Raw genomic sequence first — 14,822 nt, 5'->3', positions numbered from 1 at the left:
GAGATTTCCCCGCTCCTAACGAGATTTATTCCTTAACGCTTCCCATTACGATCCCCTTCGTGAAGTAACGCTGCAGGAAGGGGTAAATCATCAAAATCGGTAATGCACCCAAGAAAATTTGGGCGGCCCGCACCGTCCTTGCCGAGATTTTGTCATATTCCTTAAGCGTATCTCCCGTCCCAGTCAATGAGGTCAGATCGAGATCAATAACGATGGTTCGAAGGTAAGTCTGCAACGGATAGTGCGACGGTGTATTCATATAAATCATAGCGTCAAACCAAGCGTTCCAGTGTCCGACTGTACTAAATAAGCCGATGGTCGCGAGGGCTGGAAGCGATAGTGGTAGGTAGACGCGAAGCAGTGTAACCAGATGGCCCGCTCCATCCATCATCGAAGCCTCCTCCAGCTCTCTCGGCAGACTGCGAAAAAAGTTGAGCAGCAGCAGAACGTTAAAGACGGGAACCGCGTTAGGCAAAACGAGCGCCCAAATCGTATCTAAAATCCCAGTTGCTCTCACGGTCATAAAGGTCGGAATCAGCCCGCCGTGGAATAGCATCGTAATTACGACGATCCAGGCATATAGCGTTCGCATTGGAAATACTTTACTCTCCTTCGAGAGTGGATACGCCATCAGAATGGCCATGAGCATATTAAGCGTTACACCGAGTAAAACTCGCTGCATCGTTATGCCAATTGCGCGAAGGAATTCAACCTTCCCAAGGACAATGCGATAGGCATTCGTTGTAAAATCCACAGGCCACAGCTTCACATGCCCCGCTGCAACAGCAATATCCGAACTTAAAGATATGGAAAATATGTGCACAATTGGAAATACACAAGCTAACGAAAGCCCAATTAGAAACGCATAGTTCCAAATTGTAAATATTCTAGAGGATAGAGATGTATCCTGAATCAATCGATCGTCGCCTCCTCTCGGTGCTTTCCGGAGGGAAAGCTTGCTTCTTCTTCTGTCATTTTAGAATATGCGATAATTGGCAAATCGGTAGGCTAACATATACGATACGGAGATAAGGATAAATGACACGACTGACTTGAATAGCCCGACCGCCGTAGCAAGTGAATATTTCGCCTGCTGAATCCCCATGCGGTACACCAGTGTATCGATGATATCCCCGGTTTCATAGACGGCCTTATTGTATAGATTGAACACTTGGTCGAACCCTGCATTCAAAATATGCCCAAGGCTCAGCGTTGCGAGCAGAACGATTACCGGGAGGATGCCCGGTATCGTAATGTGCAGAATTTGCTTCCAACGATTCGCTCCATCCACAACAGCTGCTTCATATAGATTTGGATTAATACCCGTAATTGCAGCCAAATAGACGATGGTGTTAAAGCCAAATTCCTTCCACACATCCGTCGTAACGAGTACATAGGGAAATGTCTTCGGTTCCCCTAGGAAGAAAACGGGCTCGAAACCGAGCCCTTTCAACACGCCATTCACAATACCCGTTGAGGGCGATAATACATCGATCAGAATGCCGCCTAGAATGATCCAGGACAAAAAGTGCGGTAAATAAATCAGCGTCTGGATGCTGCGCTTCACGAATACGGTGCGAATTTCATTCAGTAGCAATGCAATAATAATCGGAAATGCCAGCCCCGCAATCACCTTGAGCACGGAAATGTATAACGTATTCCAAATGACCCGATAAATATTGGGCAATGCCATCATATAGGTGAAGTTATCCCATCCCACCCACTTGGAACCAAACAATCCTAGCGTCGGCTTAAAATTTTGAAAAGCTAACGATACGCCTAGCATCGGAATGTAATGATACACGAACAACAGCGCCAATCCGGGCAGCAGCATGAGATGTAGAGGCCAGCGTGAATAAATCGATTTTCGTGTGCTCCACATGGCTATCACTCCAAGCGTTTAATTATTTCTTTTGCTTACCGTACCAATCATTCACTTGCTTCGTAATATCCGTACCGCCGAGCTTATTGTAATTCGCTACGAATTTATCAAACAGATCAGGGGATTCGCCGAGCAAAATTTTCATGAACGTTTCGTTCGTCACATCACCAAGCGTACCGGTTTTCTCAACCATTAACTCCGATGGGATGCCCGTAAATTGATCGTAGTACAACTGATTTTCCGTTACGTACTTGTTGATGACCTTTTCCGAACCATCAGGTCCAAAAATTTTCGCATAACGCCACATCGTCTTGTCACCGCTTTGATACTGCTTCACTTGATCGAAATAGCCTTTACCTTCCGGATTCAGCTTACTCATGTCGCCTGCTAAGCCAGCCTTAATCGCTAAGAAATGATCAAGATTTTTCGTAGCACCGAACGTTTTCACGTCCTGATATTGATACACGGCGAAATTCCCGTCATACATGAACTTAAAGTCAGCCGTTTTCCCAAAAATCTTCTCAACATATAAATTCATCATTTTAATCGCAGCTGCTGGATTCTTACTTTTCTTATTTACAACCCAGTAGTACGCCGGCATCGCCGTCACTTGCGCTAACGCAGGTTTAGCATCAACGGAAGGCAGCGGATACATTTCCCATACTTGCTTCGCATCAGCCGTCACAGCCTTGTTAAGCTTATTCAGCGGCTCAGAGAACGCTCCGTAGAACATACCGATCTTCCCAGCCACGATATCTTGCAGCAATTGGTCCGCCGTCTTCACGGAAAACTCTTTATCGATTTCACCGGATTTGTACAACTCCTGCAACTTGGCAAGCGCTTGCTTCATTTCTGGCTGAAGGTTACCTTGAACGAGCTCGTTGCCGCCTTTTGGATCTTTGACCCACATGTTTTTGTAGGCATGGAAACCGTTAAAGAAGCCCGTCATACCGCCAAATCCACCGAAAATATTTGAGTAAAAGCCAAGGCCAAACGTATCGCTTTTGCCATTTTTATCAGGATCGTTGTTTTTAAAAGCTTTTGATATTTTGTAAACATCGTCCATCGTTTTCGGCTCTGTTAGTCCAAGATTGTCTAGCCAATCTTTGCGAACCCACAGCATCTGTGCACCCTCAATGGCTGCATTCACATAAGGAATCCCCATTAGCTTACCATCTAACGTAGCTGAGGCTAGGCCCACACCTTTATCCGTTCGTAGCTTCTCATCTGCAAGCGGGGTAATGTTTTTCTTGTACACATCGGTTAAATCAGCGATAATGCCGGCATCTGCAAGCTGCTTCAGCTGGATGGGCTGCACTCGGAAAATATCCGGTAAGTCACCCGACGCAATAGCCACGTTTAACTTATCGTTATAGGTCACACCGTCAGTTACCCATTTATTCTCAATTTTAACTCCGTATGTTTGCTCCAATAGCTTCGTCATGACGTTGCTATCTAATGAATCCCCTTGCGGAAATGTAAGACCGCCTGGCATGTCACGCACCATGGATACGCTAATCGGTGGATCGTATTTGCCCTCAGGGCTTTGCTCAGCTGCGTTGCCTGCAGGCTTGGTTGCTGCCGGAGCTGCGGATGAAGCCGGTTTATCGGTAGTGGTGTCTGTTGTTGTTGAGCAAGCGGAGAGCGTAGAAGCTAACGTAAGTGTTGTTATGAGTAACGACAGCGTACTTTTTTTGCTAATTAAGCTTTTCAAATGTGACCCCTCCATGTAAATAATCTCAATCCAGAGCTGGACAGCTGCGTGCTTACGGCGCCGTTCACGGCAGCCAAGCCCACGTCTTCTGTTACTTTTAGTCTAGCAAAAGCAACTTCGGCTCCATAGGGGAAACTCCCTAGTTTCATTGTCATATTTCAACTTGTTCTACGTTGCTTTCTTGAGTATACAACTGAATGAATCTTCTGTTTATGAAAAAAACAGCCCTTTACATGATTAACATGTTTTTAGGCTGTTTTTTGAAGTTTAGTACACTTCTATTTCTGCAAATTGCATTCTATATGCACCAGACGAATCGGTTCTTAAGCTCGTTCCTGTTATTTTCACATATCTTGCTGATTGGGAAGTGAATGCAAAACTCTGCACCTTATTACCTGGTTTGGCATAATTGGTCTTGGTCGTCACTGTCGTCCAGTTCACATTATCAGAGGATACTTGAATGGTAAAATTAATTGGGAAGCAGCTGCCCAGATTCGTGCCATCGTTTCTTGGATACAGATCGACTCGGCTGATGGATTGACTGCTGCCAAGATCCGCTGTCATCCATTCCGTATGATTCGTAGACGTGCTATTCTGGCTGCTCCAGCCCAGTATGCCTGATAACGAGGATCGGAAGCCATCCTTTACATTGTTAACGGTCCAACCATTTCCCTCGTGCGAACTGGAGGCAGTGAGACTAGCGATTGGATCGCTTTCCACCGTTTTAACAAACATAACGGCGTCCGCTATTGTAGTCCCAGCATCTGTCGCCAATAGCTTCACATAGCTGCCTGTTTCCGCCAAATCATAAGTACCAATATAGTTCCACTGACTGCCATTGACTTGTTGATTTACCGTTTTAGACGTGTCGACGCCACCGTTATACGCGATCTCTAGTGGCGCAGCATCTGGCCTGTTTGTGCCTGCCGTCCATCTCATGTAAATTTTATATTTGCCCGGCTTAAAAGTGTACCAAGAATTTGCATCTGGCGTCGAAAATTTCGCCCATCTCGTGGATGCATCTGCTCCGCTCGTGCCGTCCGTTGCATAATCAGTATCCCAATACCCCGCAGTGCTCGTTGATGCCGTCCATGGCGAATCATACGTGGCATACGTATTCGTGTTATCAATCACTACTTTGCTAATGTAGTCAATGTACGTTGTCGTGGTTCCGTTGACCACGTACCCTTGATCCAGTGTTTTTTCAAAATCAGCGTGTGTCCCGGCCATAAAAGCATTGAAATAATTAATCGTTAGCTCTACCGATTGTTTATACCGATAATTATTCGCCCAATTCGTATCTTTGTGCCAAAAATCCACTTCAAACGCGTCTTGGATACGCATATCGTATGGAAGCCCGCTATTGTGGTCAGAATGATTATCCCAATTGAGACTATCCATGACCGTATCGGCGCCTACCGATGTTTCTGCCACGCCATCCCCATCGTTATCCACCTTCAGGTTGGCATCAATATTATGTGGATTGCCTGCATCTCTACCGGCATTCAAATGGGCAAAATAATCTTGTAACAAATGTGCCCCATTCCCCAGCAGTCTAAACTGCAGCTCTGGCTTTTGATTTTGATTTTTCCAGTACACAGCCAGCTTCAACATCTCAAGAGCATTATGAAGACGTGCATCATATTTCAAGTTGGTCACCGCATGTGCTGCTACGTGGATGACGCCATCATTCGTATCCTTTTCATCAATGTCTAGCGTTATAGGCACATCGGCATCGCCCCCATCATCCAAATGAGCAACCCAAGCCTTTTCAGCTGCCACATCGCCTTCTGCCATATATTTTAACAATCTTGCCTGCATCAACCCGTAACCTGTATCTGGTATGGAGGTCATATACGTTTTGAATGCGGCTGCACGTGTATCATTATAAGCATCTGTCGCTAACTTCCCATGGCCCGAGCTGTTACTGTTCGTAAGCGAAGCGCCAGCTGTCGTTACGCCTCCCCAGGCAAAGGCGCTTTGCGGTGCAGACATTAACATGAGCGTAAGCATACCAACGGAAAGCTTTAGGGACACATATTTCTTTTTCAATTTTATTTCCTCCTTTAAGTTTGTTTTGCATGGACGATCGAGCCTATCTCTTGCTTCTACCTGCACAATTGCTTGCTGAACCACCCCTTTCGATTTTAAAAAGAATTTTGCAGCTCCAACCGTCAGCTGCAGAATGATTACGCTTTCATTGTATTTGATTGTATTGGATTTTTCAATCATTTGTTTATTTATGAACATTTGCTCAATTCATAGAAACCGTGTAGCCTGACTACACGGTTCTAAACAAATGGAAATTAATATTCAGCTCATTTCGACAACAAAATCGGCTAATAATCCGAAAGCAAGCGTATCGTAGCTTTCGGCAGCTGGCGGACCATAGAGTGGCGCCTTTTTAAAGTTGCGTGGCCATGCACTTTTCCGCACACCGTCTGGCTCATGATGCGGACCAAGCATGTTCTTGAGGTTACCTGAAACGCGAACTACAATGGTATTGGTTCCTTCACGGAGAAGGTGACTGACCTCATGGGAATCTCCTTGTCCGGCACCAAATAAGCCAGCGAATTGCCCATTCACGTGCAGCGATGCCACAGCCCCGCCCCACTCGGGAAGGTGAACTCGATAAGCGTGGCCTAACGATGGCACCTGGATTTGTTTTTCATACACCACACTGTTGCTGTAGAACGGGTAGCCCTGATCTTTCCACGCTCCTAAACCGAGCGTTTTGGGTTCAGTAATTGTCCATTTGCCTTCGGTGCTGATGACCGAGAATGAGCCTAACAAGTAAACCGCTTCTAATTCTAGGCGAATATCGAATGGAGTTACTTGCAGCGTGATTGTATTTTCCCCGTTCACAATGGCACCTGAAATTTCCGCAGCATCAAAATGATGATCTAGCGACCAACTCGCCTCATTCCAATTAATCGGAGTGCCATTGACGGACAACTGATAAGAACGGCCACGCTCCGCCATGAACTGGATCGGGCCAACTAAACCTGCCGTATCTGCGTGGAAGCGATATGTTGCTGTAAAGCCAGTACCAGCTCCAAACGTATTGCGGTCGAGCAGCCTGCGTTTGAACTGCACCCCATTATCCCATGGGTTCGTTTCAAAGCCATGGTGCTCATAGATCAGACGCTGACCATGAACCGTGTTGATGTTCTCGTACGATTTACTGCCCACTTGAATATCGCAGTAGTCCAGCGTCAACACATTGTCTGTTTCCAGCTGGACGGACGTCTGTGCGGAGACTGTGCACCAACTAGCCGTGTTCGCGTTAGACGTAACCTCTTGCGCTGCAAGTAGATCAGCATCTCCGTTCACTACATTCCTGACAACCAATAGATGTGATCCTTCTTCTGGCAGTTCAATCGTCAGACGCACGAACTCACCTTCCCGTACGTAAGCAGGTACTACAACATTCCCGCTCCAAGCGTCACGAACTTCGACTTCCTTACCGCGCAGCTTCAAATCAGCGACAACAGCCTCCGGGCTGCTATTGACGATAAAATAAGCGGAACTTCCATCGTCGTAATCCCGACGCAAATGGTGGACGCCGACTGGAAGCGGAGTCTCGTTAACCCATTCGATATCCATCGGAAGTATTTCACGTAGTAAATGATCTATGTCATCTAGCGTCGACGCTGTCAGCCATCCTGGGTAGGATGCCAGCTTGAGCGCCACTTCCGAAGCCTCACCATCAATAAAACTTGACGGCTCTGCCATCGCAATCACACGCCCACCTGACTGCAAGTAGGCTTCAAGCAGCTTTAAAGTCGAAGCTTTCATATTCCGCATACTATCCGGGAAAATAACAACATCGTATCGGCGATTGCCAACTTGAAGCTTACCAGCTTCAGCTTGGCCATGCCGCTCCATAATGAACTCATCGCCGAAATCATAGTTCCACTGCCGATCGCACAAGCCTTGTACAACTTCCAGATGCAGAGACATATCTGGGTTCTGTGGCGGAGCTGCCTGGAGACTAAGGCCTCCCTTCTGAGATTCCGGCGATTCCATGAAAACACTCGTCACAGGATTTAAGAACAGAATGCGATTGTTCGTCTTCCCCTGCGAAAGCATATAGGTTAGGCGTCCGAAGTAGTCGTTCATCTTCCCATATTCTTCCCACCATGGCTGACGCCAGTCGAAGGATTGGGGATGATCACGTTTACGTGCCCCCGACAACGTAACGAACGTTAAATGTTGATTAATAAAGTTAATACCGTGAACAACCAGCCAGTCGCCAATTCGTTTGTAATCACGAAAATCCGAATCCCATCCGCCAGCGCCATAAGCTTCGCAAAGAACACGCTCTTTGTCTAACTGATTGGCGACGCTGTGGACTTCCCTAATCGTTAGCATGAGTGGTTCCATGCCTTCCTGATCTTTCTTCCTCAACAAATTGGAGCGCAGCATATCAATCCCTGGCCACTGCATGTATTCATAGAGTGACATCACTGCTGGAGAGGTTCTGCCCCACGGATAGGGCCAGTTATGCTCCAAATAATGCCCTGTCCAAGCAATTCCATGCTTCGCACACCATTCATAAATAGGTTGAAGGAAGTTTTCCACCCACAATTCACGAATGGTGTCGTAATAATCGTAGCGAACCTTTTGAGCGTCTCGGCGAAGTGAAGGACCAGTAACGTCTTTGAACAAGCAAGGTAAGTGGTCCTTTAAATCATACCCGTTCCGCTCTTCAAAGCGGCCAGCAAACCAATAACTGAATGGCAAAAAGTTGTTGCCAGCTTGAAATAGATTACCTGGTGAGATTTCCGGTTCATCCGTGAAGATGGCAGGAATGCTGCTGCCAAACTTGTCGCCAAATCGACTGCGATACGCTTCATACGTGCTATCAAGGAAGACCTGCGCCACTTCAGGGCGCATTAAATCTGTATATGCAAAACCGCCGAGCCATGAGTTTGTCTCTGGCTTGCCAATTTCAAACCACAGAAACTTCTCGCCATACTGTCCCCACTCGGAAGAAGGGATGTTTGTGACATCATGGGCAATTTCTAGTGTCCCGTTCCCCTCAGCGCTTTCCTTCATGGCGAACGCTCGGATCGGATGCCCTGGGCGATTCAGCATCCCGGAGACGACTGGCAGCGTTGACTTGCTGTCTGTTAAATCCAGCTCACGCATATTCACCGAGTTGGCCAGACAATCTGGCAGCTCAGACGGCACATGGCCTCCAGCAAAGCCAGACGGATATGAATTTTCATCGTAAATATACAGCTTCAATTCCAACTTTTCGGATTCTTGCAACGCGATGGCCCACAACTCAAACCATTCCTCGGATAAATAGGGTGTAATGAGCCCCGGACGAGGATGGACAAAGGCACCGCCAAAGCCATGTTCTTTTAATTCAAGCAACTGTGTGCGAATGAGTGCCTCCGTCATCTCGTCGTTCCACACCCAAAGAGGTGCGCTTTTGTACAGGGCCGGCGGATCTGCGAATTGGTTCAAGTCAGGTAACGTCATGCTAGTTTCTCTCCTTTTATGTAGATATCTCAGGGAAATCCAACTTCGAGATGAGCACGTCTCATCTGTCTTCTCCCCTTAAGTCTATCGAAACCGCTCGAGCGGCCATAGTGGAAATTCCCTAGTTTCCGTGTCATTTTTCAATGAAAATACGGCCTCTCTTTCCAAATAAAATAACAAGCAATGAAGTTGATAGTTAAATGATGTATAATAGGAAAGTAGAAAAGTAGGAAAGTAGGAAAATAAGAATCAATATGAAGGGAAGTGGATATAATGTCAATAATAGAATCCGACATGAGGAGGACTGCTATTATGGCTGACGAGGTAAGATCTAAAGTTACAATACGTAAAAAGGGACAGATTACTATAAAAAAAGAAATACTTGATGCAATTCATGCTGATATTGGTGATGAAATCGATTTTAAAGTGATCGATGGAGTGTTAATTGGGACACCTGTTGTGAGCGTGCCAAAAGAGGATATGGAGATCTATAAGCTGTATCGCCAACGGCTTGCAGAAGTTGATAATTCCGATACTTGGGAAACAATTTCTATTGATAATGAAGCGGAATTTATTAAGATGGCAAGGAAAAATGCCGGATTGGACTAAGAGACCAAAACAAATTCTAAAGGCGGCCATTAAGCTGACCGCCTTTGTTCATGGACTACTATGAACGATTCTCAACAAACGACTTCCACCGCTCCAATTCATTCGTACATATAATGGCCGAAGGATATTTCTTCGCAACCATCTCCATCTCATCCAGACGGTCGACCGGCCAGACCACCAATTGAATTCCCGCTTCTTCAATCATGCGAGCATACCGTTCCGTGAGAAATGACAGCTTAACAGCCAAATACTGACCTTTGATCTCTTTCATAAAAGGGAACACATAAGGCATGCTGCCATGGAACACTAATCCTAATGGGATATCTGCATCCAGCTCTCTCATCCGAGCGACAGAGAAATGATCAAAGGAAATCACATAAACCTGCTCTATCATCCCTGTGCGACGAACAACTTCCAGAACTGCCTCTTCCAGCCCCGTATAGAGTTCGCCCTCCTGTTTCAGTTCGATGCTGACAATTAAGCGATCCTTAACCAGAAGCAGTGCTTCCTCCAACGTTGGAATCACTTCCGTACCGCTGATCCGAAATTGGCGCAGCTCCTCCGCTGTATAGTCCTTGATATAGCCTTTACCATCGCTCAGCCTGTCGAGCGTTTTATCATGCATCACGATAGGCACGCCGTCCTTACTTAAGTGAACATCCAACTCTAGCTGTGAAAATCCTAACTCACAAGCTGCTTGAAACGAAGGCAGCGTATTTTCAATATATTTGACAGGGTAGCCACGGTGTGCAATTCCTTTAATCGTCATGAGCAGTCATTCCTTCCCGATATAGGTATTTAAAATGCATCAAAACGGCAGTTCAATCTGATCAGTTGAAAATCGTCGCCCTTCGCGTCCAGCACGGCAATGCCTGCATTTTCAGTAGGCAGCTTTCGGTACGCTTTCAGCGGCATGGACAGCAAGCCAGCAATGAAAATACGGATCGCTGTGCTATGCCCGGTAACAAGAATTTGCTCACCCGGGTGCTCTACTGCTTTCTCTGTAAAAAAGTGATGCATCCGATCAAACACAACTTGTCCAGACTCTCCTGTTCCGCCAGCCAAAACTTCGGTAGGGTCATCCAGCCAACGCTGCCACTCCTGGGAATATCGGGACTTAATTTCCTCTAGCTGCAGCCCCTCCCATAAGCCAAAATCAATCTCCGACAGCCGCTTATCTTGACGAATGCGCAGCTTTCGATGGCCTGCCGCAGGCTGAGCAGTTTGAGCTGCGCGCTCCAGATGGGATGCGTAGACATGATCGATCTTCACGGCTCGAAGGAACTCGCCCGCCTGCTCCGCCTGTTTCATCCCTCCAGCTGAAAGAGGAATCTCCGAAATCCCGCAGTAGCGGCCATCACGATTCCATTCGCTTTCTCCGTGACGCATCACATAAAACCGAGTCATTTTATCCCACCTGAACCTTTCCCTCATGATAAAATCCATTATCGCGTAATTGCTGTACAAACTGCTTGTATCTCATCTCATACTGCTCACAAACTGAAGGGGCGGCTGGTTCCACGGTCAACGCTGGGCGAATCATCGCGCTTCCCGCTTCTTCTAAGTTTGAAAACCGCGTTTGGGAGGCAGCTAGAACAGCAGCGCCTGCCGCACCTTCGGTATGTTTCATCTTTTGAATGGGCCTGCCGCTCACACTGCTTCGAATCTGTAACCAGACAAGGCTATTACTCGCGCCGCCTGCTGTATAAATCGCTGACAAGCGTTCCCCCGACAATCCTTCGATAATGTCATACGACAGCCGCTCCAAATAAGCGACTCCTTCCATCCGAGCAGCAAATCGCTGCTCAGGTGTAAGCCCCTGTGGCTCAAAGCCGCAGGCATCCTCAGCAACAAAGGGGAACCTCTCCCCCTTCTGGCGAAGTGGATAGGCGACCCAAGGTGTCGGCGTCATCTCGCCGGCCCGTTGATTCAAGACGGCAAGATCCGCCCCTTGATAATCGCGCGAGACCCAATCGGCTCCTGTATTGCTTGCGCCGCCAGGCATCCAAAAGCCCTGCGGATGCTTATGGTTATACAATCTACCGAGCGGATCTAGGATCGGCTGCTGTGTGACACCTTTTACAACCATCGTCGTTCCAATCGTTGTATTCCATTCACCAGGTCGAATCGCACCCGAGGCGATCTGTGAGGCGCAGCCATCCGTCATGCCCGCAACGATGCGAACTTGCGCAGGCAAACCTGTCAACTGCGACGCTTCAACGCTAATCGTGCCGAGCACAGTGCCCGGGGCTACAACGGTAGGCAGCCATTCGGACGGGATGCCCAGCTTCTCACTTATATAGGACGGCCAACGGTCGCGAACTAAGTCATATCCCGTTTTCAAGCAATTCGTATAATCGGTAACTCCCCATACACCGCTTAGCTTGCCAATCAGATAATCAGCAGCATGTACCCAACGTTTCGTCCGTTCCATCAGGTGCGGATACTGGTTGCCAAACCAGATGATTTTTGGCAATCCAGAGGAGGCATGAAATGTGGTATACGCGCACGGATCACCTTGCGCAGCAAGGGTGCAAGCCTTCGCTTCCAGCTGCGACCGAGGATCGCTGTACATCAGCGCCGGGCCCAGCGGCTCGTTCCGCTCATCCAGAGGAATCATCGTTCCCGAGGTGGATGTCACCGATAAGGCTTCAATTGATATGCCTGCATGTAACGTTTTCAAATCGTGAACGATTCGACTCAAGCATCCCGTCAAAGCCTCCCACCAAAGTGCTGGCGACTGCTCCTCCCGCGTATTGGCGAGCTCGAATGTCACCGCATCTGCGGCAAGCAGCTCCCCTTGCTCATCTAGTGCCATAACACGCACACCCTGCGAACCGATATCAGCTCCGATAAAAACGAGTTTGCTGCTGTTCACATTTTTTCCTCCTCTATACGGACCACAAGCATATTAGCCGCCAACTGCTTTGGCTGCATGTTCATGTTCGATCGGTTCAACCAGAATCGATTTGTTAACTAACTGGCGGATTCGTCGATTCCCCTGCCCGAACCATGCTTCAAGCGCTTCATTCATCATAACGATGCTATAGCCATCCACTTGATAGGAGGCGCCAGCAATATGCGGTGTCGCATACACATTGGGTAGTTCAATCAACGCATAATCCGATTCATCTGGCGGTTCGTGATAGAACACATCCAGCACAGCTCCACCAATACGCTTGTCTTGCAAGGCCGCGAACAGAGCGTCTCGGTTCACGACAGCCGCGCGAGCGCTGTTTACCAGTATCGCATCAGGCTTCATCAGGCTGAGTAGCTGTTCGTCAATCATCCCGATCGTATCTGCCGTAACGGGAAGATGGATCGACACAATGTCACTAGTTGCAAACACGTCCTCTAAGGAACGAGCGGTATACGCTGGATTCGGTGATTCTTGCAAATAGGGATCGTAATATTGGATCTCACAGGTAAAACCTCTCAATACTTCGGCAACTCGCTGCCCAACACCTCCGAAGCCTACCATGCCGATGGTTTTTCCGCGCAGCTCATGCCCTCGAAAATGAAGATAGGATTCATGCGCATCCGATTTCCATGTTTTCGACTTGAGCCAGTACTCTGCTTCACGCAATTTCCGCAAGAATACGATCAGCGAACCGGCTACCAACTCCGCTACAGCCTGTGCGTTGCGAGCCGGCGTATTGAATACAGGAATTCCTTTGCGCGTTGCGCTTGCAACATCCACATTCGACGGCGTCCCTCTGCAGACACCGATAAACTTCAGATCAACAGCCTCAATGACGGAAGCATCCACGTGATCATGTTCGGTAATGAGGGCATCCGCATTCGTTTCCTGCAGCAATTCAATCAGCTCATTCGCGTGGAAGGCTCTGCCGTTTGATTTCCAAGGTCTGAAATGTACCTTTCCGAACTGCTCAACGACCTTTAATTGCTCCTCCGTATAAGGGGCTGTGACAAGAATGTTCATCTGCAATCATCCTTTCTTGCTATTCGGTTATTCGTATATATGGACATTTGCTCAAAAATAACTCATTTGCTTATTTGGATTGTAGCAGATAACCTTTGGCTGTACAATCATTTTTTCTAGTTCAGCTAAATAAAAAAAAGCACCCGCGAGGGCGCTCAATACAAACGATGCTACGCGCCGTCTTAAGCCAACATGACTTCGACGCCGCTATCGCGAAACTGATTTATGGCTTTGTCCGGAGCTCCCTCAGAAGTGATCAGCGTATGCACTCCGCTTATCGGCGCAACGGTATGGAGCGACAAATTGCCGATCTTGCTCTCATCCGCAACGACAATAATTCGCTCAGCTGCAGCAATCATGCCTTGCTTGGTCGGCACTAACTGTGCCTCCGGATGCATCAACCCATGCTTCGGATGGATGACCGGCGTGCCGAGGAACGCTTTCTGCACATGAAGCGACTTCAGGACATGATCGGTAAACATCCCGTTGAACATATAGCTAGACGGATACAGCTCCCCGCCTGTCATAATGACCTTGACTCCCGATGCTTCGCGCAGCTCCATAGCAATGTTCATGTCGTTGGTCACGACGGTAATATTCGAACGATGAACAAGATGCTTGGCAATATGAAGCGTCGTCGTGCCGGAATCAATTATTACGTGTTCCCCATCTTGAATCAGGCTTGCTGCCATCTTCCCGATCCGCATCTTTTGATCTAATTGCTGGACGGCCCGTTCATTAAAAGAAGGCTCATCCTGCGTCCACTGATCAAAGGTTACACCGCCATGTGTTCGCTTGAGCAACCCCTTCTGTTCAATTTCCTCCAGATCTCGCCGAATTGTCGCGTCATGAACATTAAATGCTAATGCCAGCTCAGCAATTGTCGCGACACGATGTTGTTTGACGTAATCCACGATGCGATATTTTCGTTCTGCCGCTAACAACGGATGGTCCCTCCTCACAAATCCCTATATAATCTGCTCATTTAGCAGTAATTTGTGCGCAAATTTGTTTCTTTTAGATTAACGATGAATCATTATGCTGTCAAGATACACGGAACAAGCACAAACAAGGCCCTGCCCCTAGAGGAGGCCACTGAAAAACTTAAGGTTTTTGAGTAAATTCAAGCGAGAAAATAAAAATGCGGCACCTAATCCGATTATTCCGGAGAAGGTGCCGCA

At 47.6% G+C, this 14,822-nt stretch carries 12 protein-coding genes; 1 reads left to right on the top strand and 11 read right to left on the bottom strand.

Features of this window, described 5'->3' with window-relative positions:
• Window positions 1–25: 25 nt before the first annotated feature.
• The 6 genes from J2736_RS15885 to J2736_RS15860 form a co-directional block, all read right to left on the bottom strand.
• Complete coding sequence (locus tag J2736_RS15885) at window positions 26–916, bottom strand: carbohydrate ABC transporter permease (protein ID WP_310499580.1); 891 nt, start codon at window positions 914–916, stop codon at window positions 26–28.
• Between the two features lie 60 nt (window positions 917–976).
• Window positions 977–1,882, bottom strand: a complete 906-nt coding sequence (locus tag J2736_RS15880) for an ABC transporter permease (protein ID WP_310499579.1) — start codon at window positions 1,880–1,882, stop codon at window positions 977–979.
• 22 nt (window positions 1,883–1,904) lie between these two features.
• Complete coding sequence (locus J2736_RS15875; RefSeq protein ID WP_310499578.1) at window positions 1,905–3,596, bottom strand: extracellular solute-binding protein; 1,692 nt, start codon at window positions 3,594–3,596, stop codon at window positions 1,905–1,907.
• The gene (locus J2736_RS15870) at window positions 3,593–3,751 is read right to left on the bottom strand and encodes a hypothetical protein (protein WP_310499577.1); all 159 of its coding nucleotides are present in this window, start codon (window positions 3,749–3,751) and stop codon (window positions 3,593–3,595) included. Before J2736_RS15870 ends, J2736_RS15875 begins: the two co-directional genes overlap by 4 nt.
• A 112-nt stretch (window positions 3,752–3,863) precedes the next feature.
• Window positions 3,864–5,648, bottom strand: a complete 1,785-nt coding sequence (locus J2736_RS15865; protein WP_310499576.1) for a discoidin domain-containing protein — start codon at window positions 5,646–5,648, stop codon at window positions 3,864–3,866.
• A 261-nt stretch (window positions 5,649–5,909) separates the two neighbouring features.
• Window positions 5,910–9,089: a glycosyl hydrolase gene (locus J2736_RS15860; RefSeq protein WP_310499575.1), complete on the bottom strand. Its 3,180-nt coding sequence runs from the start codon at window positions 9,087–9,089 to the stop codon at window positions 5,910–5,912.
• A 312-nt stretch (window positions 9,090–9,401) separates the two neighbouring features.
• Here J2736_RS15860 and J2736_RS15855 point away from each other — a divergent pair, with 312 nt between their 5' ends.
• On the top strand, window positions 9,402–9,698 hold the full coding sequence (locus J2736_RS15855; RefSeq protein ID WP_310499574.1) for an AbrB/MazE/SpoVT family DNA-binding domain-containing protein: 297 nt from the start codon (window positions 9,402–9,404) through the stop codon (window positions 9,696–9,698).
• 58 nt (window positions 9,699–9,756) lie between these two features.
• Here the strand turns inward: J2736_RS15855 and J2736_RS15850 are convergent, their stop codons facing one another.
• The 5 genes from J2736_RS15850 to J2736_RS15830 form a co-directional block, all read right to left on the bottom strand.
• Complete coding sequence (locus J2736_RS15850; protein WP_310499573.1) at window positions 9,757–10,467, bottom strand: glycerophosphodiester phosphodiesterase; 711 nt, start codon at window positions 10,465–10,467, stop codon at window positions 9,757–9,759.
• 29 nt (window positions 10,468–10,496) lie between these two features.
• Entirely contained in the window at window positions 10,497–11,105 is a 609-nt protein-coding gene (locus J2736_RS15845) for a histidine phosphatase family protein (protein WP_310499572.1), read from the bottom strand.
• A 1-nt stretch (window position 11,106) separates the two neighbouring features.
• Window positions 11,107–12,576, bottom strand: coding sequence for an FGGY-family carbohydrate kinase (locus J2736_RS15840; protein WP_310499571.1), 1,470 nt, complete (start codon window positions 12,574–12,576; stop codon window positions 11,107–11,109).
• A gap of 33 nt (window positions 12,577–12,609) precedes the next feature.
• Window positions 12,610–13,641, bottom strand: coding sequence for a 2-hydroxyacid dehydrogenase (locus J2736_RS15835; protein ID WP_310499570.1), 1,032 nt, complete (start codon window positions 13,639–13,641; stop codon window positions 12,610–12,612).
• Between the two features lie 182 nt (window positions 13,642–13,823).
• Window positions 13,824–14,585, bottom strand: coding sequence for a DeoR/GlpR family DNA-binding transcription regulator (locus J2736_RS15830; protein WP_310499569.1), 762 nt, complete (start codon window positions 14,583–14,585; stop codon window positions 13,824–13,826).
• Window positions 14,586–14,822 lie beyond the last annotated feature (237 nt).

It is taken from the genome of Paenibacillus qinlingensis (assembly GCF_031455095.1).
Taxonomy (GTDB): domain Bacteria; phylum Bacillota; class Bacilli; order Paenibacillales; family NBRC-103111; genus Paenibacillus_E; species Paenibacillus_E qinlingensis_A.
The sequence above is the reverse complement of the archived record's forward strand: the minus strand, read 5'-3'. Positions and strand labels throughout refer to the sequence as shown.

Excerpts from the sequence above, each read along its gene's own strand:
- J2736_RS15880 (WP_310499579.1), bottom strand. The coding sequence starts at position 1,882 with ATGTGGAGCACACGAAAATCGATTTATTCACGCTGGCCTCTACATCTC.
- J2736_RS15870 (WP_310499577.1), bottom strand. The coding sequence starts at position 3,751 with ATGACAATGAAACTAGGGAGTTTCCCCTATGGAGCCGAAGTTGCTTTT.
- J2736_RS15860 (WP_310499575.1), bottom strand. The coding sequence starts at position 9,089 with ATGACGTTACCTGACTTGAACCAATTCGCAGATCCGCCGGCCCTGTAC.
- J2736_RS15855 (WP_310499574.1), top strand. The coding sequence starts at position 9,402 with ATGGCTGACGAGGTAAGATCTAAAGTTACAATACGTAAAAAGGGACAG.
- J2736_RS15850 (WP_310499573.1), bottom strand. The coding sequence starts at position 10,467 with ATGACGATTAAAGGAATTGCACACCGTGGCTACCCTGTCAAATATATT.
- J2736_RS15845 (WP_310499572.1), bottom strand. The coding sequence starts at position 11,105 with ATGACTCGGTTTTATGTGATGCGTCACGGAGAAAGCGAATGGAATCGT.
- J2736_RS15835 (WP_310499570.1), bottom strand. The coding sequence starts at position 13,641 with ATGAACATTCTTGTCACAGCCCCTTATACGGAGGAGCAATTAAAGGTC.